A 22,421-nucleotide genomic window follows, 5' to 3' on the forward strand; every position below is an offset into this window, starting at 1 on the left:
CCTACGAGACCTAGGCGAATCGCCACTCCGGCACGCCATCAGCAGCCATGGTGATCTCGCCAAGCGATCCCACCGGCGTGCGATCCATGTTGAGCAGATGCGCCAGCGTCGCACCGTCGCTCGCCGGAATCCGCGCCAGCGTGCGCCGGTCATCTGCCGTGCGCAACATCACCACGCCGTGCTCGGCATCGCCACCACGGCCGTAGAGCACCGTAAAGCTCTCGACCTTCCCCCTGCCTGAAGCCTCGTTGACGAACTCCGGCACCGCGCGCTTGTTGCGGTCGGCCTCGCCCTGCACGCTGGTGTCCTGCGCCAGTGCATCCCGCGGCGGCGTCTTCGAAACGACCAGCGCGTGATGCTTGGTGACGAAGCCGCCCTGGCCGTAGAGCAGGCCGAGCCTGTCGCCGCCGCGCAGCCGCCGCACCATCGCGCAGGCCGCGTGCGTCATGTAGGTGTTGAGCGGCGCGCCGAAGAAGGTGAGGCCACCGTTCACCGTGGGCTGCACATCGGCGGAAAGACCCAGCGTCCGCCGCGCCATCTTCGGCACGCAGGGGAAGCAGCTATAGAGCTCGATCGCGTCGAACTTCCGGCCGTCGCCGCCGGCGATGTCCATCACGGCCTTCAGCACCGCATTCTGTGGATGGCTCTCGTAGAACTGGTCGCGCACGAGATAGTCGGGCGGCTCCTCTGCCGAGGCGCCGCCGAGCGGATAGACCAGCTTGTCCTCGGCAATCCCGGCCGCGCGTGCCTTGGCAAGGCTGGTCAGCAACAACGCGCCGCCCATGTTGACGCTGGGGTTGGCGACCATGAGCTTGTTGTAGGGCCACGCAATCAGCCGGTTGTCCGCGGTCGGCGTCGTGATCTCGTCCGGCGCATAGCGCCGCTTCAGCCAGGAATTGGGATTTTGCGCGGCTGCTTCCGAATAGCGCGACCACAACGTGCCGGATTCTTGCATCGCCTCGCGCGGCGTCTGGCCCCAATGCGCGGAGGAAGCCGCTTCATAGAACGGATAGACCGTGACGGGCCGGAACACGCCGAGCTTCACGGCAAGCGGCTTCTGGAATGACGCACCGCGCTTCGGCTCCGGGGCATCGTGGGCGAACGGCGTCCATGGCAGCTTGGCGCCTGCGCGGTCGGCCTTGGTTGCCGTCGATTGCGCTTCCGCGCCGCAGACCGCGGCGACGGTGCATTCGCCCCGCGCGATGCGCTTTGCGGCTTCATGAATGAAGCGGATCGGGCTCTCGCCGCCGACAGGGCCGTAATGGCAATGCGCTGGCGTAACGCCGAGCCGTTGCGCCAGCAGCCTCTCGGGGTCGCGATAGCGCCAGCTCAGGAAGTTGACCACGTCGAGCGACTGCACCTCGCCGAGCAGCTTCGCGCCGGCATCGGCTTCCGCGCGCAGCAAGGCCTGTTCGAGCAGATCGAGCGGCTCGAGGCCCTCGGTGATCTCCTTGGGACGGTCGACTATCTCGCCGATGCCGATGATGACGGGGATGCGGTCTTCGGGGGAAACAGTCGTCATTGTTCTTGCTTCTTCACTCTCTCAAAAACCTCTGACCTCATCCTGAGGAGCCTGCGCAGCAGGCGTCTCGAAGGATGGGCCGCGGGCTCTCATGGTTCGAGACGGCGCTTGCGCGCCTCCTCACCATGAGGGTCTACATCTACTCCGCCACCAGCGCATTCATGTGCTCGACGGCTTCGGCAAACTCTTCCTTGAACTCCTGCACCACGGCGCCGGCCGATTTCACGCTGTCGATCAGGCCGACGCCCTGGCCGACGAAATAGCTGACGAGATCGCGCGCCTTGGCATTGCCTGCGGCCGCCGCGCGGTCGATCGAGTTGAAGGCATCGCGGCTGATGATGCTTTGCAGCGGCATCGGCAGGGCGCCGGGGCTCTCCGGCGCGCGATCCCAGGCATCGGTCCAGACCGAACGGAGCTGTCGTGCCGGCTTTCCGGTGCGGCCCTTCGAGCGGATGGCATCACGCGACGATGCCGCGATCATCTTCTCGCGAAAGATCTCGGAAGTCTCGGACTCGACGGTGGCCAGCCACACCGAGCCGGTCCATGCACCGGCGGCGCCCATCGCCATGCACGCCGCCATCTGCCGTCCCGTCATGATGCCGCCGGCCGCCAGCACCGGCACGTCGCGGATCGGCTTGATCGCCTTGATCACCTCCGGCACCAGCACCAGGGTCGAGACCTCGCCGCAATGGCCGCCGGCCTCGGTGCCCTGGACCACGAGGATGTCGACACCGGCCGCGACCTGGCGCAACGCATGCTCCTTGGCGCCGACGAGGGCCGCCACCGGCACGTTGTGCTTCCTGCCCATCTCGATCATCGCCTTCGGCGGCACGCCCAGCGCGTTCGCGATCAGCCGGATCGGATGATTGAACGAGACCTTCAGCAGCTCCATCGCGGTCTCGGCGTCGAACGGCTGAGGCTGGTTGTCGGCAACATCAGTTGTCGTCAGCTCGATATCGTACTTCTTCAGGAGATCGCTGGTGTATTTGCGGTGCTCCCGCGGCACGCGCGCTTCCAGGCTCTTCCAGGTGACGTCCTTCTCGCCCGCGGTCGAGATGTTTTCGGGGATCAGCACGTCGATGCCGTAGGGCTTGCCGTCGACGTGGTCGTCGATCCATTTCAGCTCGCGTTCGAGCGTATCAGGCGTGTGCACGGTGGCGCCGAGCACGCCAAAGCCGCCGGCGCGGCTGACGGCAGCAACGACATCGCGGCAATGGCTGAAGGCGAGCAGCGGGAACTCGATACCCAGCATGTCGCAGATCGGCGATTTCATGATCCTCTCCCGGCGGCCCTCGACGACGCTAGCCCATCGTCATTTGCGATGCCATGCCGGATTCCCGCGCGCATCTTGCGTGCAGACGTTACGTCGTGCGGTGAGCCATTCCGTCGTGCAAAATAAGCGGGAGAGGGGCCACCGACTAGCCTCTTGCGCTTTCGCCGATGTCAGAGAATGCTGGCTCACAACAACAGAAAACAATCAGGGAGCGCCAACCGATGTCGCCAACGCAAGCGAGCCAGGCTCAAGCCGCCGAGGCCTATGATGTGGTCGTCGTCGGCGCGGGCTTTGCCGGCATGTACATGCTGCATCGTCTGCGCGGGCTCGGTTTCTCGGCGCGCGTCTACGAGCAGGGTGGCGGTGTCGGCGGCACCTGGTACTGGAATCGCTACCCCGGCGCGCGCTGCGACGTCGAGAGCATGCAATATTCCTACTCGTTCTCGGAAGAGCTCCAGCAGGAATGGGACTGGAGCGAGCACTATGCGCCGCAAGCGGAGATCCTGAAATACGCCAACCACGTCGCCGACCGGTTTGATCTGCGCCGCGACATTCAGTTCAACACGCGTGTCGAGCGCGCCGTGTTCGACGAACGCGCGAACAGATGGTCGGTCACGATATCCAACGGCAGGACGGTTCGGGCGCAATTCGTCGTGCTCGCCACCGGCTGCCTCTCGAATGCGCGCAGGCCCGACATCAACGGCCTCGAAAATTTCAAGGGCCCCGTCTACCACACCGGAAACTGGCCGCATCAAGACGTCGACTTCACCGGCTTGCGCGTCGGCCTGATCGGCACAGGATCGTCAGGCATCCAATCGACACCCGTCATCGCCGAGCAGGCGAAGCATCTCATCGTGTTCCAGCGCACGGCGAATTTTTCGATTCCCGCCCGCAATGCCGCGCTGACGGACGAGGAACGCGATGCGGTCCGCAACAAATATCCGGAGATCCGCCGCTTCGCTCGCGAGGTCGCGCGCAATGGCATCTATGCCGAGCAGCCTGATCGCGGCGCGCTCGACGACAGCGACGAGATCAGGAACGGAAAGTACGCCTCGCGCTGGGATCGTGGCGGACTGACCTTCATGTACGTCTACAACAATCTCGGTCTCGACCGGGCGGCCAACGACACGGCCGCCGATTTCGTCCGCGGCAAGATCGCCGAGATCGTGAAGGACCCCGAGACCGCAAAGCTGCTCCAGCCGAACAGCCATCCGATCGGCACAAAACGCATTTGCATCGACACCGATTATTTCGCGACGTTCAACCGGCAGAACGTCTCGCTGGTCGACATCAAGTCCAATCCGATCGAGGAGATCACGGCGAACGCCGTGCGTGTCGCCGGCAAGGACCACGAGGTCGATGCCCTGGTGATGGCGACGGGTTTCGACGCCATGACGGGATCGGTCGCGAAGATCGACATATGCGGCCGCGACGGGCAGACGCTGAATCAGAAATGGGCGGAGGGTCCGAAGACCTATCTCGGCCTGATGAGCGCAGGCTTTCCGAACCTGTTCATCATCACCGGTCCCGGCAGCCCGTCGGTGCTGTCGAACATGATCGTGTCGATCGAGCAGCATGTCGACTGGATCGCCGATGGCCTCGTCCATATGCGCAAGCAAGGCCTCGCCACGATGGAAGCGGGCAGGGACGCCGAGGAGAAGTGGGTGGCGCATGTCAACGAAGTCGCCCATGGCACCCTCTATCCGCAGGCCAATTCCTGGTACATGGGCGCCAACATCCCCGGCAAGCCGCGCATCTTCATGCCCTATATCGGCGGCGTCGGCGTCTACCGGCGGATCTGCAACGAGGTCGCGGCCAAGGGGTATGAGGGGTTTGTGCTGGAGGCGGGGCTGCAGCCTCGCCGGGCGGTGACGGGCTAGGGCGGATGCATGGCGCTGGCCTCAGGCCCGCGCAAAACGCAGAGCCGGCGGGGCTTGCCATCCGCCATCCGCGGGCTAATTAATGCACGCGCATCTTTCTGCCGGAGCCCCTCGCATGACCGACGCCCCTTACGTGCCGCCCAAAGTCTGGACCTGGAACAAGGAGAATGGCGGTCAGTTCGCCAGCATCAACCGGCCGATCGCAGGCCCCACCCACGACAAGGAACTGCCGGTCGGCAAGCATCCCTTCCAGCTCTATTCGCTGGCGACGCCGAATGGGGTGAAGGTTACCGTGATGCTGGAGGAGCTTCTGGCGCTCGGTTACAAGGGCGCCGAATACGACGCCTGGCTGATCAAGATCGGCAATGGCGATCAGTTCGGCAGCGGCTTTGTCGACATCAATCCGAACTCCAAGATTCCGGCGCTGATGGACCGCTCCGGCCCCGAGCCGATCCGGATCTTCGAATCCGCCTCGATCCTGTTCTACCTCGCCGAAAAGTTCGGCGCGTTCCTGCCGAAGGAGATCAAGGCCCGCACCGAGGCGATGTCCTGGCTGTTCTGGCAGATGGGCAGCGCGCCTTATCTCGGCGGCGGTTTCGGCCATTTCTACGCCTATGCGCCGTTCAAGATCGAATACGCCATTGATCGCTTCGCGATGGAGGTCAAGCGCCAGCTCGACGTGCTCGACCGGCGCCTTGCCGATCATGAGTATCTCGCAGGCAAGGAGTACACCATCGCCGATATGGCCGTATGGCCCTGGTACGGCGCGCTCGCCAAGGGGCTGGTCTACGGCGCCGGAGAGTTCCTGTCGGTGCAGGACTACAAGAACGTGCAGCGCTGGACCGATCAGATCGCGCAACGCCCCGCCGTAAAGCGTGGCCGCATGGTCAACCGCGTCTCCGGCGACCCCGCCAGCCAGCTCCACGAGCGCCACGACGCGTCGGACTTCGAGACCAAGACGCAGGACAAGGTTGAGGCGGCGACGTAGGTGCTTCCTTCACCTCTCCCCGCTCGCGGGGAGAGGTCGGATCGCTCTTGCGATCCGGGTGAGGGGGTACAGGTCTCACGGCGATCCTACGCGCGGAGAGAGGCCCCTCACCCCAACCCTCTCCCCGTAAGAACGGGGCGAGGGAGCGCTTCTTCACCGTGGTGCACCCTACGCTTTCTTCACACCCTCCGCCGCCGGAAACACCACGCGGTCATCCGTGCGACAGTAACGATCTGCGAACATGCGGCCGATCGGGTGGTAGCGGTCCATGTGCACCCGCATCGCCTTGTCGTCCCACAACTCGTCGCGAATGTGGAAGTGGATGCCTTCGCCCATGATCAGCCGACGATCGTTGTTGACGTCGATCATCTTCCACAGCTTGCACTCCATCGCCCAGGGCGTGTCGGCGAGCCGCGGCACGGCGATCCTGGTCGAGGGCGCGAGCTTCAGCCCGAGATAATCGGGCTCGCCGATGTCAGGCGGAAAGTCGCCGCTGCTCTCATGCATGGCCCTCGCCAGCGGCTCGTCCGTCAGATTGACCACGAACTCGCCGGTGCGCTGGATGTTGAGGAAGGTGTCCTTGTCCTGACCGTTGGGCTTGCGGTTCGCCGCGAACATGCAGAGTGGCGGATCTTCGCAAAAAGCATTGAAGAAGCTGAACGGCGCGGCGTTGACGACGCCGGTCGGCCCCACTGACGTCACCCATGCGATCGGTCGCGGCAGGATGAAGGACGTCAGCACCTTGTAGCGCTCGCGTGGCGTCAGGTCGCTGGCGGCGTAGTCCATGGTGGCTCCGTGGGGAGGGGGAGACTTGCTTTCTTCACCTCGCCCCGCTTGCGGGGAGAGGTCGGATCGCTCTTGCGATCCGGGTGAGGGGGTACAGGTCTCACGGCGATCTCACGTGTGGAGAGAGGCCCCTCACCCCAACCCTCTCCCCGTAAGAACGGGGAGAGGGAGAGGACCTTTACGCCATGCTCAGCTCGTGACGTCCCACCACCATCCAGTGCACCTCGTCCGGACCGTCGGCAAAGCGCAGATGGCGCACGTCCTGGTACATCTCCGCAAGCGGGGTCCAGTGCGAGATGCCGGTGGCGCCGTGCATCTGGATCGACTGGTCGATGATCTTGCAGGCGCGCTCCGGCACCATGGCCTTGACCATGGAGACCCAGACGCGAGCCTCCTTGTTGCCGAGCACGTCCATGGCCTTCGCGGCCTTCAGCACCATCAGCCGCATCGCTTCGATCTCGCAACGCGCCTGCGCGATGATCTGCATGTTGCCGCCGAGATGGGCAATCTTCTTGCCGAAGGCTTCGCGGGTGAGGCCACGCTGCACCATCAAATCGAGCGCCTTCTCGGCCTTGCCGATGGTGCGCATGCAGTGATGGATGCGGCCGGGTCCGAGGCGGAGCTGCGAGATCTCGAAGCCGCGGCCTTCACCGAGCAGCATGTTCTCCTTCGGCACGCGGACATTGTTGAAGCGCATGTGCATATGACCGCGCGGCGCGTGGTCCTGACCGAACACGTACATCGGCCCCAGCACCTCGACGCCGGGCGTGTCGCGCGGCACCAGGATCTGCGACTGCTGCTTGCTCGGCGCTGCGTCCGGATTGGTCTTCACCATCACGATGAGGATCTTGCAGCGGGGATCGCCGACGCCGGAGATGTAATACTTCTCGCCGTTGATCACCCACTCGTCGCCGACGAGCTTGGCCGTGGTCGAAATGTTCTTGGCGTCGGAGGAGGCGACGTTCGGCTCGGTCATGACATAGGCTGAACGGATCTCGCCGTTCATCAGCGGCTTCAGCCACTTCTCCTTCTGCTCCTTGGTGCCGACGCGTTCCAGCACCTCCATGTTGCCGGTGTCGGGCGCCGAGCAGTTCATGGTTTCCGAGGCCAGCGGGCTCTTGCCGAGCTCGGAGGCGATATAGGCATAGTCGAGGTTCTTCAGGCCCTGGCCGGTCTCGTCATCGGGCAGGAAGAAGTTCCAGAGGCCTTCCTTCTTGGCCTTGTTCTTTGCGACCTCGAGCACCTCGAGCTGCTTCGGGGTGAAGCTCCAGCGATCCTGCTTGCCTTCGCCGGCCTTGGCGAATTCGATCGACATCGGTTCGACGGTGTCGCGAATGAATTTCCTGACGTGATCGTACAGCGGACGGACCTGGTCCGACATGCGCAGGTCGTTCAGCTCGTCGCCGGGATTGAGCGTGTAGTTGGTGGTGCGGGGAATGTAGGTATGTTTTGTCATTGTTCCTCCCGGGGTCACTGAGATCGCGTTGGGCCTGAGAATAGTCGCAGCGCGCGCAAAGTGCGAGCGCGCATTTTCTCACGCAAGCCATGCCATGCGATGAAATTTCGCAGGGGCGTTTGAAATGTTGTTTGAATGGGGAGAGCGCGGTCTCTCGCGGACGTCGTCCCGGACAAGCGAAGTGCAGATCCGGGACCCATAACCACAGGGAGGAGTTTGGCGAAGATGCGTAGTTGTCAGCTCGCGTTACGACTGCTCCCTGGGGGTATGGGTCCCCGCTTTCGCGGGGACGACACCGATTGTGCGGCGCTAGCTCAGTTCGGCATCCGGTGCATTGCACAGATCTTGTTGCCGTCGAGGTCGCGCAAATAGGCGAGATAGAGCTTGTTTCCCGCGCCCTCGCGAATGCCGGGCGGATTTTCGATCGGCGTTCCGCCGGCGGCGACGCCGGCGGCGTGCCACTTGTCGACCTGCTCAGGCGAGTTGGCGGCAAAGCCGATGGTGCCGCCGTTCGCACAGGTCGCCGGCTCGCCATTGATCGGCTTCGACACCGAGAACACGCCCGTCTTGGTGAAATAGAAAATGCGATGGCCGTCGACCTTCGCCGGGCGCACCTCGAGCGTGCTGAGCAGGCTGTCGTAGAAGCTCTTGGCCTTGTCGAGGTCGTTGGTGCCGATCATGATGTGTGAGAACATTTGCCTTCCCCTCAGAGTTTGTCGCCCGGATGGAGCGTAGCGAAATCCGGGTCTTGTTTACTTCTTGGCAGTCCCGGATCGCGCTGCGCTCCATCCGGGTTATGAAAAATCAAAACGCCGTATAGCCGCCGTCGATCACGAAGGTATCGGCGGTGTGATACGACGACGCCTTGCTCATCAGATACACGGCGATGCCGCCGAAATCGGATGCTTCGCCGAAGCGGCGCATCGGAATGCGCGGCATCACGTTGGCGACGAACTTTTCGTTGGCCATGATTCCGGCGGTCATGTCGCTCTTGATCCAGCCGGGCAGGATCGCGTTCGCGGTGACGCCGTGGCGGGCGAGCTCGACACCGAGCGCGCGCACCAGCGCGTTGATCGCGGCTTTCGTCGCCGCATAATGCTCGTTGCGCGCCGTGCCGAAGATCGAGGCGAGGCTCGAGGTCGCGACCAGCCGACCGAAGGGATCGCCGGCATTGGCGCGCTCGGTCATGTGTTTTGCGGCGGCCTGGAAGGCGTGGAACACACCATCGAGATTGGTCGCAAACATCGTGCGCCATTCCTCCTCGGTGCGCTCGATGAAGGACCTGCGGCCGCCGCCGCCGATGCCGGCATTGGCGAAGCAGCCGTCGACCCGGCCGAAGGTGTCGAGCGTCGCCTTCATCGCGGCGTTGACCGAAGCCGGATCGGTGACGTCGCAGACGCGGCTGTCGACCTTGCCGGAGAGACCCGCCATGCTCGCGGCAGCGGCCTTGTTCTTGTCAGCATTGCGGCCCCAGATCGAGACGTTGCAGCCCTGGCCCGCAAGGGCCTGCGCGATGCCGAGCCCGATACCGCCATTGCCGCCGGTGATCACGGCGACGCGGCCGGTGAGGTCGAAGAGGTTCATGGCGCGTTTCCTGTTTTTTGGCGAGGCTTCTTGGTATGACGCGCGTCAGCCGGTGCGCGCAAGATCATGCGATATGACGGTGGGGTATGCTTTCGTCACCATGGACAAGACCGCGCCAAAAATCAAATATGCGCCGCGGCAAAACTAATTCCGGTCTGCGAAACTGACGCAGGCGGCAACTGACGAGGAAACGATGCAGTTCAAACACGTCACGCTCGAATTCGATGGTTCGGTCGCGATCCTCAGGCTCGACCATCAGGAGGTGATGAACGCGGTCTCCATGGACATGCTGGGCGGGCTCTCCGATGCGCTCGACGCGATCGAGGAGAAGAAGGACGAGGTGCGCTGTGTCGTACTGACCGGCGCGGGCCGCGCGTTCTGCACCGGTGCCAACCTCCAGGGCCGCAACAATCAGTCGAAGAAGACCAAGGCGGGCCTGACGCTCGAGACCGGCTTTCATCCCTTCCTGCGCCGCATCCGCAACCTGCACTGTCCGATCGTGACGGCGGTCAACGGTCCCGCCGCCGGCGCCGGCATGAGCTTCGCGCTGCTCGGCGACATGATTTTGTGCGCGCGTTCCTCCTACTTCCTTCAGGCGTTCCGGCGCATCGGTCTGGTGCCGGATTGCGGTTCGACCTGGCTGCTGCCGCGCCTGATCGGCAAGGCGCGTTCGGTCGAACTGTCCTTGATGGGCGAGCGGCTGCCGGCCGAGAAGGCGCTGGAATGGGGCCTCGTCAACCGTGTCTATGACGACGGCGTGCTGATGGAGGAGGCGATGAAGCTGGCGCGCGACCTCGCGAGCGGGCCCACGGTCGCACTGTCGTTGATCCGCAAGCTCTATTGGGACAGCCCGGAAAATTCCTTCGAGGACCAGCTCAATCTCGAATTCCAGTGCCAGCTGCGCGCCGGCGATACGCAGGATTTCCGCGAGGGCGTCGGCGCGTTCCTGGAGAAGCGGCCCGCGCAGTTCAAAGGCAAATGATCGAGGCGGAGCTTTCCCGCAGCGTCCAGCGCTGGTGTCCCGGTGCGACCGGTGTCACGGGCGCTGCAAAGCTGTCCGGTGGCGCCAGTCAGGAAACCTGGCGCTTCGACATCACGCATCCCGGCGGGCCGATCGGCGCGATCCTGCGCCGCTCGCCGAAAGGCTATGGTGCGGCGCCGACGCGCGCGGCGGGGCTCGCGGCCGAAGCGCAGCTGATGCAGCTGGCGTTCGAGGCCGGCGTGCCGTCACCGCGCGTGATGCATGTGCTGACGCCGGACGAAGATCTCGGTACCGGCTTCATCATGCAGCGGGTCGAGGGCGAGACCATCGCCCGCAAAATTCTTCGCGACGACGAATTCGCCGCGGCGCGGCCAATGCTTGCGCGACAGATCGGCGGCGTGCTTGCGGGCCTGCACAGGCTGCCGCAGGACAAATTGCCCGAACTGCGCAGTCGTAATGCGACCCAGGAGATCTCCGAGTTCGATCGCGACTATCGCAGCCTGAACTGGCCAAAGCCGGTGTTCGAGCTGGCGCTGCGCTGGCTGCGCGACCACGATCCGGGCCCTTCGGCCGAAACTACGCTGGTGCATGGCGATTTCCGCAACGGCAACCTCATCATCGGTGCCGATGGCGTGCGCGCCGTACTCGACTGGGAGCTTGCCCATCTCGGTGATCCCATGGAGGATCTCGGCTGGGTCTGCGTCAACTCCTGGCGTTTTGGCGAGATCGACAAGCCCGTCGGCGGGTTTGGTTTACGCGAGGAGCTGTTTGCGGGTTACGAGGCGGCGGGTCGGAAGGTCGATCCGTCGCGCGTCAAGTTCTGGGAAGTGATGGGCACGCTGCGCTGGGGCATCATGTGCGGCGGCATGATGCAGCGGTTTCGCGAGGGACCGGACCATTCGATGGAGCGCGCCATGATCGGCCGCCGTGCCTCGGAGACCGAGATCGATCTGCTGCGGCTGCTCGCGCCGCGGGGAGGGTAGACATGCAGGACGAACCGACACCGATCGAGCTGACCAAGGCGGTCGCCGATTTCCTCCGCAACGACATCACACCGCTGATTTCCGGCCACCAGGCTTTCAAGCTGCGCGTGGCGATCAACATCCTCGATCTCGTGACGAGGCAGTTGACGCAGGAGGAGGGGAGCGACGCGAAGGAAGTGGAGCGGCTGCGCGCGCTGCTCGGCGTCGATGGCTCCGTGACCGAGCTCAACCGTGCGCTGGCCGAGCGGATCGCCAAGGGCGAGGTGGATCTGGCCACGCCGGGGTTGGCGGAGCATCTTTGGCAGACCACCATGGACAAGCTGGCCGTCGATCAGCCGAGTTACGCCTCGTACAAGCGCGAACAGGGGCGCAATCCGTAGGATGGGTAGAGCGTAGCGAAGCCCATCATCTAACACCCCGCCCCGGCATCGATGGGTTTCGCTGCGCTCTACCCATCCTACACCCGCTCTCTCCCCGTCATTGCGAGGAGCGGAGCGACGAAGCAATCCAGACTGTTTTCGCGGAGGTACTCTGGATTGCTTCGCTACGCTCGCAATGACGGCGGTGAGACCGCGCTACTTCCCCACCCATTTCGGCGGCCGCTTCTCCGAAAACGCCTTGGGTCCCTCGATGTAATCCTGCGACGTTACCATCGCCTTCACCGCCGGATACTCGCGCTGCTCCTCGATCGCCTGCTCCAGCGACACGGCAAGGCCCTTCCGAATGGTCTGCTTGGACGCCCGGATCGACATCGGCGAGTTCTTAGTGATCATCTCCGCCCAGCGCAGCGCGCCCGACAGAGCCTCGCCTTGTGGCACCACCTCATTGACGAAGCCGAGATCAAGGCCCTCCTTGGCGCTGACGTGACGCGCGGTAAGGATCATGCCCATGGCGCGCTTCAGTCCGATCTGCCGCGGCAGCCGGTGCAGGCCGCCGGCAAGGGCTGCGAGGCCGACGCGCGGCTCGGGCAGGGCGAAGGTCGCGTTCTCCGATGCGATGATGAGGTCGCAGGCGAGCGCGATCTCGAAGCCGCCACCCATGGCAACGCCGTTGACCGCGGCGATGATCGGTTTGTCGCAGTCGAAGCGCGACGTGAGGCCGGCGAAGCCGCCCTTGTCCCAGCCGCGTTTTTCCCCCGCCGCTTGCCATTTCAGATCGTTGCCGGCGCAGAAGGCCTTGTCGCCGGCGCCGGTGACGACCGCGACCCATTGCTCGGGGTCCGCGGCGAAATCGTCAAACACCTTGTTGAGCTCGAAATGCGCATCGATGTGCAGCGCGTTGTAGACCTCGGGCCGCGACAGCGTGATGATCGTGATCGGCCCCTTGCGTTCCACCTTTGAGAATTTCAGCTCCATCGCGCGCTCCCGCAGTTTCTCGTGAAGGAATATTGCCGTCATACTAACGCGCGCCGGCGCTGGAGCACCATCGAATTGCGCTGATGCGCCTTGCGCCGCTCACACGCCTCGCCTTGCTTGACTTGGAGACGCTCTTCTCACCTTAATCGTGCGAAGCAAAAACGCGTCTAGCGCCTTAACGCAAAACGATAAAATCAATCCGGGAGAGAACCGTGGATTTCTCATTGCCTGCCGATCTCGTCGCCTATCTCGGAGAGCTCGATCGTTTCATCGAACGCGAGATCAAGCCGCTCGAACAGGCCGACGACAACATTCGTTTCTTCGACCATCGCCGCGAATGGGCGCGCACCGATTTCGAGAATGGCGGGCTGCCGCGCCACGAATGGGAAGCGCTGCTGCGCAAGGCCAAGGATCTCGCCGATGCCGCCGGCCATTTGCGCTTTCCGGTGTCGAAGCAATATGGCGGCAAGGACGGCTCCAACCTCTGGATGGCGGTGATCCGCGAGCATTTTGCCGCGAAGGGCCTCGGCCTGCACAACGACCTCCAGAACGAGCACTCGATCGTCGGCAATTTTCCCGTCGTCACCATGCTCGACCGCTACGGCCGCGACGACCAGAAGGCAATGATCGACGGTTCGATCAGGGGCAAGTACCGCATCACCTTCGGCTTGACCGAGCCGCATCACGGCTCGGACGCGACCCACATGGAGACGCGCGCGGTGCCGGCTGTCAGAGACAACGTCAAGGGCTGGATCATCAACGGCGAGAAGATGTGGACGACCGGCATGCACGTCGCCACGCATTGCGCGCTGTTCGCGCGCACGTCTGGCAACGACGGTGATGCCCGCGGCATCACTTGCTTCCTCGTTCCTGCGAAGAGCCACGGCGTCAAGGTCGAGGAGTACATGTGGACCTTCAACATGCCGACTGACCATCCTCGTGTCAGCTTCACGGATGTATTCGTGCCGGAAGATGCGCAGTTCGGCGAGGTCGGCCGCGGTCTGTCGCTGGCGCAATGCTTCGTGCACCAGAACCGCATCCGGCAGGCGGCGAGCTCGCTCGGTGCTGCCGTCTACTGCATCAACGAAAGCGTGAAATACGCGCGTGAGCGAAAGCCGTTCGGCAAGGCGCTCGCTGAGAACCAGGCGATCCAGTTCCCGCTGGTCGAACTCGCAACGCAAGCCGAGATGCTGCGCCTGCTGATCCGCAAGACCGCCTGGGAGATGGATCAGCTCAACGAGGAGCAGATCGAGCGCACGCTCTCCGACCGCGTCTCGATGTGCAATTACTGGGCAAACCGCCTCTGCTGCGAATCCGCCGATCGCGCCATGCAGGTCCACGGTGGCATGGGCTACTCACGCCACAAGCCGTTCGAGCACATCTACCGCCACCACCGCCGCTACCGCATCACCGAAGGCAGCGAGGAGATCCAGATGCGGAAGGTGGCAGGGTTCCTGTTCGGCTATATGGGGCCGGGGAAGCATTAGCCCCATGTCGTCCTGGCGAAAGCCAGGACCCATTACCCCAGGGAGAAGTTTTGGGCAGGCACGCAACTGCCAGCCTTCGCCAATCTCAATTCGGTGGTAATGGGTCCTGGATCTGCGCTTCGCTTGTCCAGGACGACAAGGCGATCAATTCACCCGCCGATCCTTCCCAGCCCAGTACGGCTCGCGCAGCTGCCGTCGCAAGATCTTGCCGCTCGGATTGCGCGGCAGCGCCGGCAGAAACTCCACGCTCTTCGGCGTCTTGAATCCGGCGATGCGCTCGCGGGTGAAGTTGATGATGTCGGTGGCGGTTGCCTCCTTGCCGGGCTTCATCACCACCACGGCTTTCACGGCCTCGCCCCATTTGTCGTCGGGCACGCCGATCACGGCGGCCTCGGCGACGTCAGGATGATCGCACAGCGCGCTCTCGACCTCGGCCGGATAGATGTTCTCGCCGCCGGAGATGATCATGTCCTTGATGCGATCGTGGATGTAGAGGTAGCCGTCCTCGTCCATGTAGCCGGCATCACCCGTGCGCAGCCAGCCGTCGCCGCGCAGCGTCGAGGCGGTCGCTTCCGGCAGATTCCAGTAGCCCGCCATGTTGGAGCCCGAGCGCGTCGCGATCTCGCCGACCTGACGCGGCGGCAGCGGCTTGCCGTCGGCATCGAGGATGGCGATCTCGACGCCCGGCAGCGCCTTGCCGGCGGAGCGCATCCGTTCCAGCCCCTCGACGTGGTCCTCCGGCGGCAGCGCGACGATGGTGCCTGTGGTCTCGGTCATGCCGTACATCTGCACGAAGCCGCATTTGAAGACCTCGATGCACTCCTTCAGCAGCGCAGCGGGGATCGGGGAGGCGCCGTACAGCATGTATTTCAATCGTGAAAAGTCGACCGTCTTGGCGCGCGGCTGCCGCACCACGAACTGCATCGCCGCAGGCACCATGAAGAGTTTCGTGATGCCGGACTGCTCGAAGAAATCCAGCACCTTGGTCGGATCGAACTCGCGCGCGATGACGCCGCGGGCGCCGTGATAGAGCCCCATCACGCCCCAGCCGGAGCCGCCGATGTGGAAGATCGGCATGGCGACCAACGACACATCGGAGGTCGACCACCTGTTCCATTCCGGCTTGTCCTCGGCATTGCCGGTTTGCACGAGGTTGAGGAAGTTCGCGTGGCTCAGCATCGCGCCTTTCGGTTTGCCCGTGGTGCCCGACGTGTAGAGCTGGATCGCGATGTCTTTCGTATCGATCGGTACCTTGGGATCGTCACCGCTCTGCGCATCGCGCCACGCGGTAAAATCCTGCCATTCCGGCGCGCCGCCTTCGGTGGTGATGATGGTGCGCACGCCCGGGAGCTGATCCCTGATCTGCGAGACGAGCGTGATGAACTCCGGCCCTGCGAATAGCACCGGCGCCTTGCAGTCAGCGACGATGAAGGCGACCTCGGGGCCCGCCAGCCGCCAGTTCACCGGCGCCATCACTACGCCGGCCTTCATCGCGCCCATCAGCAGCTCGAAATAGAGATCACTGTTTTTGCCGAGATAGGCGATGCGGTCGCCCTTCTTCACGCCCATCGCAATCAATGCGTTGGCGACCTTGTTGGTCTTGATGTTGAACTCGGCAAAGCTGGTGACGCGTCCCTCGAACTCATAGGCGGTGGCGCCGCCGCGGCTCGTCGCGCGCTCGCGCACCATGTCGGCGAGATTCGCCAGTTTCGCTGATGCAGACATGTTTCTCCCGGGAGGTTTTGCTTTTATTCCGCGGAGTGTGGCGTCATCCGCGGGTGAAGACAAGACGGGAGAGGGAGTACGTAGCTCTTTCAACACCGTCGTCCCGGCGAAGGCCGGGACCCATAACCACTAAACGCAATTTGGCGAAGACAGGTCATGACCAATCTTCGCCAAATTCAATTCGGTGGCTATGGGTCCCGGCCTTCGCCGGGACGACGGCGGAGTGTGGAGCGCCCTCGCGGTTGTTATTACGGAGAGACGATCACCCCCGCTTTGCGCGGTCCTTCTCGTTCTGCGCCATGATGCTCTCGCGCGCGGTCTTCCAGTCGTCGTCGCTCCAGTCGCGGAGCTGGTAGAAATTGCCGCCCATCGCGAGCGCCTGCGCGCCGTCCATGGCGATGGTCTCGCCCGTGATCCAGTCGCAGCCGCCGGAGATCAGGAACACTGCGAGGTTCTGCAACTCCTCCATGGTGCCGACGCGGCCCATCGGGTTCATCGCCTTGGTGCGTGCGCCGGCTTCGTCGCCCGGCTTGATGCGCTTGCTCATGCCTTCGGTCGGGATCTCGCCCGGCGCGATGGTGTTGAGGCGGATGCCGTGCCGGCCCCATTCGGTCGCGAGCGACATCGTCATGGCGTGGATCGCCGACTTGCTCATCGCCGACGGCACCACGTAAGGCGAGCCGTTGCGCACCCAGGTCACAGTGATCGACACGACGTTGCCCGGCTGTTTCAGGGCGATCCAGCGCTTGCCGACGGCATGGGTCACGTAGAACGTGCCGTGCATCACGATGTTGGCGACGGCATCGAAGCCGCGCGGCGAGAGCTCTTCGCTGCGCGAGATGAAATTGCCGGCGGCGTTGTTGATGAGATCGGTCAGCGGCGCGTCGCGAAAGATGGTCTCGATCATCTCGTCGACCGCGAGCGCATTGCGGATGTCGACGCCGTGGCTGGTGACGCGGCCGCCATACTCACCCATCAGCTCGGTCGCGGTCTCGTCGCAGACGATCTTGCGCCGGCCGCAGATATGCACCTCGGCGCCGAGCTGAAGAAAGCGCGCCGCCATCGATTTGCCGAGGCCCGTGCCGCCGCCGGTCACGAGAATGCGCCGACCAGCCAGAAGATTTTCCTTGAACATGGCTGTTTCTCCCGTACGGATTGTCAGTTAATTGGTCGATTGACTAAATCCGGCCGTCAGCTTTCTGTAAAGCGGCACCGAACAAGAACAGGGGAGAATTCATCCATGGAAGAGCGCGTCTCGATCTCGATCTCGGAGGGCGTCGCCGACGTGCGCCTGGTGCGCGCAGACAAGATGAATGCGCTCGATCAGGCCATGTTCGAGGCTCTTGTCGCGGCAACCGGGCGGCTTTCGAAGGAGAAAGGCGTGCGCGTCGTGGTGCTATCAGGTGAAGGACGCGCCTTCTGCGCCGGTCTCGACATGGGGCGTTTTGCCGCCATGAAGGAGGGCGGTGGCAACGGAATTCCGGGTGGCGAAAATCGCGACCTCACCAAGCGCACGCATGGCCAGGCAAACTTTCCGCAACAGGCGGTATGGGGATGGCGCCAGCTCCCGGTTCCCGTGATCGCCGCCGTGCACGGCGTTGCGTTCGGCGGCGGCTTCCAGCTTTCGCTCGGCGCCGACATGCGCTTTCTCTCGCCCGATGCGCGGATGTCGGTGATGGAGATCAAATGGGGTCTGGTGCCCGACATGGCCGGCACGCCGATCCTCGCCTCGCTCGTGCGCGACGACATCTTGCGTGATCTTACCTATACCGGCCGCATCTTCTCCGCGCAGGAGGCGATGACGTATGGCCTCGCCACGCGCATTTGCGATGACCCGCGCGCCGCGGCCCTCGAAGTCGCGCGCGAGATCGCCGGCAAGAGCCCGGATGCGATCCGTGCCGCGAAGCGCCTTCTCAATAATCTCTCGGTCGATCCCGGCCCAGCGCTGCTGGCTGAGTCCGTCGAGCAGCAGAAGCTGATCGGCAGCGCGAACCAGACCGAGGCGGTGCGCTCCAATCTGGAGAAGCGTGCGGCGAAATATGCGGACTAGCACGGTCCTCATCCCGAGGAGCCGCGAAGCGGCGTCTCGAGGGATGGGCCACGGGCTCTCATGGTTCGAGACGGCGTGGAGTTTATCATCGGGCCGCGCGTTGCGCGGACCCGGTGGCGCCTCCTCACCATGAGGGTCAACTCCAACCAAAAAGAAAAACAAAAATGAGCGAAACGTCCAACTTCCTCGGCATCGTCTCCGGCGATCGCCGCCGTGCCCACGCCGAAGTCGCCGATCGCGCCGACCGCATCGCGTCCGGTCTCGCCGGGATCGGCGTCAAGCAGGGCGATTGCGTCTGCATGCTGATGCGCAACGATATCGCTTTCCTGGAGGCGGCCTACGCCGCGATGCGGCTTGGCGCCTACGGCGTGCCGATCAACTGGCACTTCAAGCCGGAGGAGATCAACTACATCCTTGGCGATACCGGCTCGTCCGTGCTGATCGGACATGCCGACATGCTGCATGCCTTGCGCGATGCGATTCCCGCTGATGTCACCGTGCTCAGTGTGCCGACGCCGGCGGAGATTGTGAAGAATTACAAGATCGATCCCGACCATTTGTCGACGCCTGACTTCGCGATCGATTTCGAGCCCTGGCTCGCGCAACACCAGCCTTATGACGGCCCGGTCGTGCCGCAGCCGATGAACATGATTTATACGTCGGGTACCACAGGCCATCCCAAGGGCGTCCGGCGCAACGCGCCGACGGCAGATCAGCAGGCCGCCGGTGAGCGCATGCGCGCGATGATCTATGGCCTGAAGCCCGGCGCTCGCGCGATCCTGCCGGGACCGCTCTATCATTCCGCGCCGAACTCGTTCGGCATCCGTGCGGGCAAGCTCGGCGGCGCGCTGGTGCTGATGCCGCGCTTCGAGCCGGAGGAGTTTCTGCAGCTGATCGAGCGCTTTGAGATCGACACCATCTTCATGGTGCCGACCATGTTCATCCGCCTGATGAAGCTGCCTGAGGCGGTGCGCAAGAAATACGACGTCTCGTCCTTGCGCCATATCATCCACGCGGCTGCGCCATGCCCGGCCGACGTCAAGCGCGCCATGATCGAATGGTGGGGGCCGGTGATCTACGAATTCTACGGCTCGACCGAATCCAGCGCCGTCACGTTCGCGACCTCCGAAGATGCACTGAAGAAGCCCGGCACGGTCGGCAAGATATCGCCCGGCGCCGAGCTGCGCTTCATCGGTGATGACGGCCGCGTGCTGGGCGTGGGCGAGATCGGCGAGATCTACTCGCGCATGGCCGAGATGGCCGACTTCACCTACCACAACAAGCCGGAAAAGCGCGCCGAGATCGACCGCGACGGTTTCATCACCTCGGGCGACGTCGGCTATATCGACGAGGACGGCTACGTCTTCATCTGCGACCGTAAGCGCGACATGGTGATCTCCGGCGGCGTCAACATCTATCCGGCCGAGATCGAATCGGTGCTGCATGCCGTGCCCGGGGTGCATGATTGCGCCGTGTTCGGCATCCCCGACGCCGAGTTCGGCGAGGCACTGATGGCCGTGGTCGAGCCGCAGCCGGGCATCACGCTCGATGCGGCGGACGTGCGTGCAAGGCTGAAGACATCGCTCGCCGATTACAAGGTGCCGAAGCATATCGAGATCCGCAGCGGTCTGCCGCGCGAAGACTCTGGAAAAATCTTCAAGCGCCGCCTGCGCGATCCCTATTGGGAGCAGGCGGGACGCAAGATCTGACAACGCGACGAGGTGCCGTAGGGTGGGCAAAGCGATGCGTGCCCACGATATCCGTCACGAGGCAGAGATCGTGGGCACGGCGCAAGCGCGCCTTTGCCTACCCTACGAGATCGAGGACAAGGAGACATATTCATGAACGATGCCACCAGAGAAGTCCTCTACGAGGTCGCCGACCACATCGCCACCATCACGCTGAACGCGCCGGAGCGCATGAACACGATCTCCGGCCCAATGCTGAACGACCTCGCGCGGCTGCTGACCGAGGCCAATGAGGACAAGAACGTTCGCGTCGTGATCCTCACCGGCAAGGGCAGGGCATTCTGCGCCGGTCTCGATCTCCGCAGGGAGCGCGACGGCAACGGCCTCAGCGCCGCGTCCTCGCCGACCACGATCAACCTGCGCAACACGCCGCCGACCGTGCTCCAGTCCATGGACAAGCCGACCATCTGCGCCGTCAACGGCGGCGCGGCCGGCTATGGCATGGATACGGCGCTCGGCTGCGACATCCGCATCATGGCGGAGTCCTCAAAGCTCGCCGCCGCCTTCGTCAAGCGCGGCGTGGTACCGGAATCCGGCGGCACCTGGCTGCTGCCGCGCATGCTCGGATGGGCCAAGGCCTCCGAGCTGATCTTTACCGGCCGCACGCTCAGCGCGCGCGAATGCCTGGACTGGGGCCTCGCCAACGAGGTCGTGCCGGACGCCGATCTGATGAACCGCGCCTCCGCCATCGCCCGCGAAATCGCCGCCAACGCGCCGCTGGCGGTCCAGGCCTCCAAGCGCATGATGCGGATGGGCCTCAACGAGAACTTCCACGACCATGTCCATCACGTCTATCTCCAGCTGCTGCCGCTGTTCAAAACCCAGGACATGGCCGAGGGCATGAAGGCCTTCATGGAGAAGCGCGAACCGAAGTTCGAAGGACGGTAGGCGAGGCAGGATCGCACACGCTGGAGTAGCATTCGCTGATCGGCTCGGCTAGGTTGGCGCTGCCACGCCAACCGCTTGCGATCGCCGATGCCTTCATACCGCGCCAGCTTCTTCGAAGTCCCCCACGCCGCCGTCTACGCGCTGATGACCGTGACGGTCCTGGCATCAGGGTTTTGCTTGATCCAGGCCGGCGGTCCGGCGGCGCCCGCCGAGTTGCTGTATCGCTACGGCGGCATGTATGCGGGCGCGATCGCGCGGCATGAGTACTGGCGCCTCATCGCCTATGGCTTCCTGCACGTCAATTTCGTCCACCTCACGATGAACATGTTGTGCCTCGTGCTGTGGGGCGGACATCTCGAGCGGCGGGTGGGGCCGGCTTATTTCCTCGTCATCTATCTCTGTGCGATGGTGTTCGGCGCCGTCATCGGCAACGGCATCCATTCCACGCCCTATCTGACGGTCGGCGCGTCCGGCGCCACGTCGGGCATTTTGGGCGCGCTGCTCTGCCTGTGGATCCTCGGCAAGCTCGACGTCAGGTTCGACTTCTTCGCCATCAACATCGGATTGAACATCGCGTTTGCACTCGGCAATTCGCGGATCGACTGGGGCGTCCATCTCGGTGGCTTTGCGGCCGGGTTGATCGCCTGCGCATTGCTGGACCTGATCGAAAAGGTGAATCCTTACGCGCTTCGCTGCAAGTTTCCCGAAGCCGTGAAGGTCAATCTCACCCTGTTGGCCTGTGTCGCGGCCGTGTGGGCCTGGAGCGGTCAGGCCCAGGCCATCGCCGCCGGAATTTCCGGATGGGGCCTTGCCGTCGTCGTCCTGGTCGCATGCTGTGCCATCGTGAAGCTGGTTGATCTCGCCCTCTCCATGAAGAAGGGCCTTGCGATCGTCGTGATCGCCCTTGCCGGGGCGAACGCCGTCACCATCCTGCTTTGCGGTTTGGCGTTGGCATCGTCTTGCAGTCCGCGCTGGCCAACCGGGTCGGTTCCGCTTGATAATCTCCTTGTCATGGTCTGTCCCAATCCTGTTCTCATCGCGGGGCTGGCTGCGATCGGCGCCGCCGCGGTGACGCTGTGGCTCTGCGCGAAGGAAATTTCGCGCGGAATCGAGGATGTTGGATTTGTCGCCACATCGCTGCGTGCCGAACGCAACCGGCGTCATGGACTATGACCGCCGAGGTCGTGCTATAAGAGGGCTCACTGACCGCCGGATGATCCCAAGGTTCTTGAATTCATGTCCCCAGTTTCCATTCTGCTCAATCTGATCTGGATTCTCATCGGCGGCGCCTGGATGGCATTCGGCTGGCTGGTGGCCTCGGTCATCATGGCCATCACCATCATCGGCCTGCCCTGGGCGCGGGCTGCGTTCAACATCGCTATTTACACGCTGCTGCCGTTCGGCTCACGCGCGGTCAATCGCGACGAGGTCACCGGCATGAGCGATATCGGCACCGGCGCCCTCGGGGTGATCGGCAACATCATCTGGCTCGTGCTGGCCGGCTGGTGGCTGGCGCTCGGTCACCTCCTGACGGCCGTGCTCTTTGCGATCACCATCATCGGCCTTCCCTTCGCATGGGCCCATCTGAAGCTCGCCGGCATCGCGCTCTGGCCGATCGGCAAGGTGATCGTGCCGGCCTAGCTCTGCCCTCTATGTGCGCCGCCCCCAAGTTCATCTTGCACTGCGGTAGAAAAATATCGCACACTCCTCCGGA

Annotated in this window: 21 protein-coding genes; 12 read left to right on the top strand and 9 right to left on the bottom strand. The window is 63.8% G+C overall.

Translation table 11 applies throughout. The features are described from left to right. Positions 1 to 10 precede the first annotated feature (10 nt). Both NLM32_RS16680 and NLM32_RS16685 read right to left on the bottom strand, forming a co-directional pair. Positions 11 to 1,522: an acetyl-CoA acetyltransferase gene (locus tag NLM32_RS16680; protein WP_254130029.1), complete on the bottom strand. Its 1,512-nt coding sequence runs from the start codon at positions 1,520 to 1,522 to the stop codon at positions 11 to 13. 139 nt (positions 1,523 to 1,661) lie between these two features. Continuing rightward, on the bottom strand, positions 1,662 to 2,795 hold the full coding sequence (locus NLM32_RS16685) for a nitronate monooxygenase (RefSeq protein WP_254130030.1): 1,134 nt from the start codon (positions 2,793 to 2,795) through the stop codon (positions 1,662 to 1,664). Between the two features lie 221 nt (positions 2,796 to 3,016). Between NLM32_RS16685 and NLM32_RS16690 the strand changes: the two genes are divergently transcribed. After that, positions 3,017 to 4,675, top strand: a complete 1,659-nt coding sequence (locus NLM32_RS16690; protein ID WP_254130031.1) for an NAD(P)/FAD-dependent oxidoreductase — start codon at positions 3,017 to 3,019, stop codon at positions 4,673 to 4,675. Positions 4,676 to 4,790: 115 nt separating this feature from the next. Then, positions 4,791 to 5,663: a glutathione-dependent disulfide-bond oxidoreductase gene (gene yghU, locus NLM32_RS16695; protein WP_254130032.1), complete on the top strand. Its 873-nt coding sequence runs from the start codon at positions 4,791 to 4,793 to the stop codon at positions 5,661 to 5,663. 168 nt (positions 5,664 to 5,831) lie between these two features. Here the strand turns inward: yghU and NLM32_RS16700 are convergent, their stop codons facing one another. The 4 genes from NLM32_RS16700 to NLM32_RS16715 all read right to left on the bottom strand — a co-directional run bounded on the left by NLM32_RS16700 (position 5,832) and on the right by NLM32_RS16715 (position 9,489). Next, complete coding sequence (locus tag NLM32_RS16700) at positions 5,832 to 6,449, bottom strand: flavin reductase family protein (protein WP_254130033.1); 618 nt, start codon at positions 6,447 to 6,449, stop codon at positions 5,832 to 5,834. Positions 6,450 to 6,627: 178 nt separating this feature from the next. Further along, entirely contained in the window at positions 6,628 to 7,905 is a 1,278-nt protein-coding gene (locus NLM32_RS16705; RefSeq protein ID WP_212482965.1) for an acyl-CoA dehydrogenase family protein, read from the bottom strand. A gap of 314 nt (positions 7,906 to 8,219) precedes the next feature. After that, positions 8,220 to 8,600: a VOC family protein gene (locus NLM32_RS16710; protein ID WP_254130034.1), complete on the bottom strand. Its 381-nt coding sequence runs from the start codon at positions 8,598 to 8,600 to the stop codon at positions 8,220 to 8,222. Between the two features lie 109 nt (positions 8,601 to 8,709). Then, positions 8,710 to 9,489 carry an SDR family NAD(P)-dependent oxidoreductase gene (locus NLM32_RS16715; RefSeq protein WP_254130035.1) on the bottom strand — a complete coding sequence of 260 codons (780 nt, stop codon included), beginning with the start codon at positions 9,487 to 9,489 and terminating at the stop codon, positions 8,710 to 8,712. Here NLM32_RS16715 and NLM32_RS16720 point away from each other — a divergent pair. From NLM32_RS16720 to NLM32_RS16735, 4 genes are read left to right on the top strand one after another with little or no spacing between them, the layout of a single operon-like run. Then, the gene (locus NLM32_RS16720; protein WP_254130036.1) at positions 9,488 to 9,637 is read left to right on the top strand and encodes a hypothetical protein; all 150 of its coding nucleotides are present in this window, start codon (positions 9,488 to 9,490) and stop codon (positions 9,635 to 9,637) included. The genes NLM32_RS16715 and NLM32_RS16720 overlap by 2 nt on opposite strands. 45 nt (positions 9,638 to 9,682) lie before the next feature. Further along, positions 9,683 to 10,471, top strand: a complete 789-nt coding sequence (locus NLM32_RS16725; protein ID WP_254130037.1) for an enoyl-CoA hydratase/isomerase — start codon at positions 9,683 to 9,685, stop codon at positions 10,469 to 10,471. Beyond that, positions 10,468 to 11,454, top strand: a complete 987-nt coding sequence (locus NLM32_RS16730; protein ID WP_254130038.1) for a phosphotransferase family protein — start codon at positions 10,468 to 10,470, stop codon at positions 11,452 to 11,454. The genes NLM32_RS16725 and NLM32_RS16730 overlap by 4 nt, the downstream gene beginning before the upstream one ends. 2 nt (positions 11,455 to 11,456) lie before the next feature. After that, positions 11,457 to 11,834 (top strand): DUF6285 domain-containing protein, encoded by a 378-nt coding sequence (locus NLM32_RS16735; protein WP_254130039.1) that lies wholly within the window; start codon positions 11,457 to 11,459, stop codon positions 11,832 to 11,834. Positions 11,835 to 12,029: 195 nt separating this feature from the next. Here NLM32_RS16735 and NLM32_RS16740 read toward each other — a convergent pair whose 3' ends face one another. Further along, positions 12,030 to 12,809, bottom strand: a complete 780-nt coding sequence (locus tag NLM32_RS16740; RefSeq protein ID WP_254130040.1) for an enoyl-CoA hydratase-related protein — start codon at positions 12,807 to 12,809, stop codon at positions 12,030 to 12,032. Positions 12,810 to 13,021: 212 nt separating this feature from the next. On the opposite strand from NLM32_RS16740, the gene NLM32_RS16745 reads away from it, so the two are divergent. Continuing rightward, the gene (locus NLM32_RS16745; RefSeq protein WP_254130041.1) at positions 13,022 to 14,296 is read left to right on the top strand and encodes an acyl-CoA dehydrogenase family protein; all 1,275 of its coding nucleotides are present in this window, start codon (positions 13,022 to 13,024) and stop codon (positions 14,294 to 14,296) included. Positions 14,297 to 14,440: 144 nt separating this feature from the next. Here the strand turns inward: NLM32_RS16745 and NLM32_RS16750 are convergent, their stop codons facing one another. Together NLM32_RS16750 and NLM32_RS16755 are read right to left on the bottom strand one after the other, a co-directional pair. Continuing rightward, a complete protein-coding gene (locus NLM32_RS16750) occupies positions 14,441 to 16,021 on the bottom strand; it encodes a fatty acid--CoA ligase (RefSeq protein ID WP_254130042.1) in 1,581 nt (526 codons plus the stop codon). Positions 16,022 to 16,283: 262 nt separating this feature from the next. Continuing rightward, complete coding sequence (locus NLM32_RS16755; protein ID WP_254130043.1) at positions 16,284 to 17,156, bottom strand: SDR family oxidoreductase; 873 nt, start codon at positions 17,154 to 17,156, stop codon at positions 16,284 to 16,286. Between the two features lie 105 nt (positions 17,157 to 17,261). On the opposite strand from NLM32_RS16755, the gene NLM32_RS16760 reads away from it, so the two are divergent. From NLM32_RS16760 to NLM32_RS16780, 5 genes are all read left to right on the top strand, one after another. Beyond that, the gene (locus tag NLM32_RS16760) at positions 17,262 to 18,071 is read left to right on the top strand and encodes a crotonase/enoyl-CoA hydratase family protein (protein WP_254130044.1); all 810 of its coding nucleotides are present in this window, start codon (positions 17,262 to 17,264) and stop codon (positions 18,069 to 18,071) included. Positions 18,072 to 18,235: 164 nt separating this feature from the next. Further along, positions 18,236 to 19,780, top strand: coding sequence for an acyl-CoA synthetase (locus NLM32_RS16765; RefSeq protein ID WP_254130045.1), 1,545 nt, complete (start codon positions 18,236 to 18,238; stop codon positions 19,778 to 19,780). Positions 19,781 to 19,912: 132 nt separating this feature from the next. Further along, positions 19,913 to 20,707 (top strand): enoyl-CoA hydratase/isomerase family protein, encoded by a 795-nt coding sequence (locus NLM32_RS16770; protein WP_254130046.1) that lies wholly within the window; start codon positions 19,913 to 19,915, stop codon positions 20,705 to 20,707. A gap of 87 nt (positions 20,708 to 20,794) precedes the next feature. Further along, entirely contained in the window at positions 20,795 to 21,880 is a 1,086-nt protein-coding gene (locus NLM32_RS16775; protein ID WP_254130047.1) for a rhomboid family intramembrane serine protease, read from the top strand. A 63-nt stretch (positions 21,881 to 21,943) separates the two neighbouring features. Continuing rightward, complete coding sequence (locus NLM32_RS16780) at positions 21,944 to 22,348, top strand: YccF domain-containing protein (RefSeq protein ID WP_254130048.1); 405 nt, start codon at positions 21,944 to 21,946, stop codon at positions 22,346 to 22,348. The last annotated feature ends 73 nt before the right edge of the window (positions 22,349 to 22,421 follow it).

This window comes from Bradyrhizobium sp. CCGUVB14 (assembly GCF_024199935.1).
Taxonomy (GTDB): domain Bacteria; phylum Pseudomonadota; class Alphaproteobacteria; order Rhizobiales; family Xanthobacteraceae; genus Bradyrhizobium.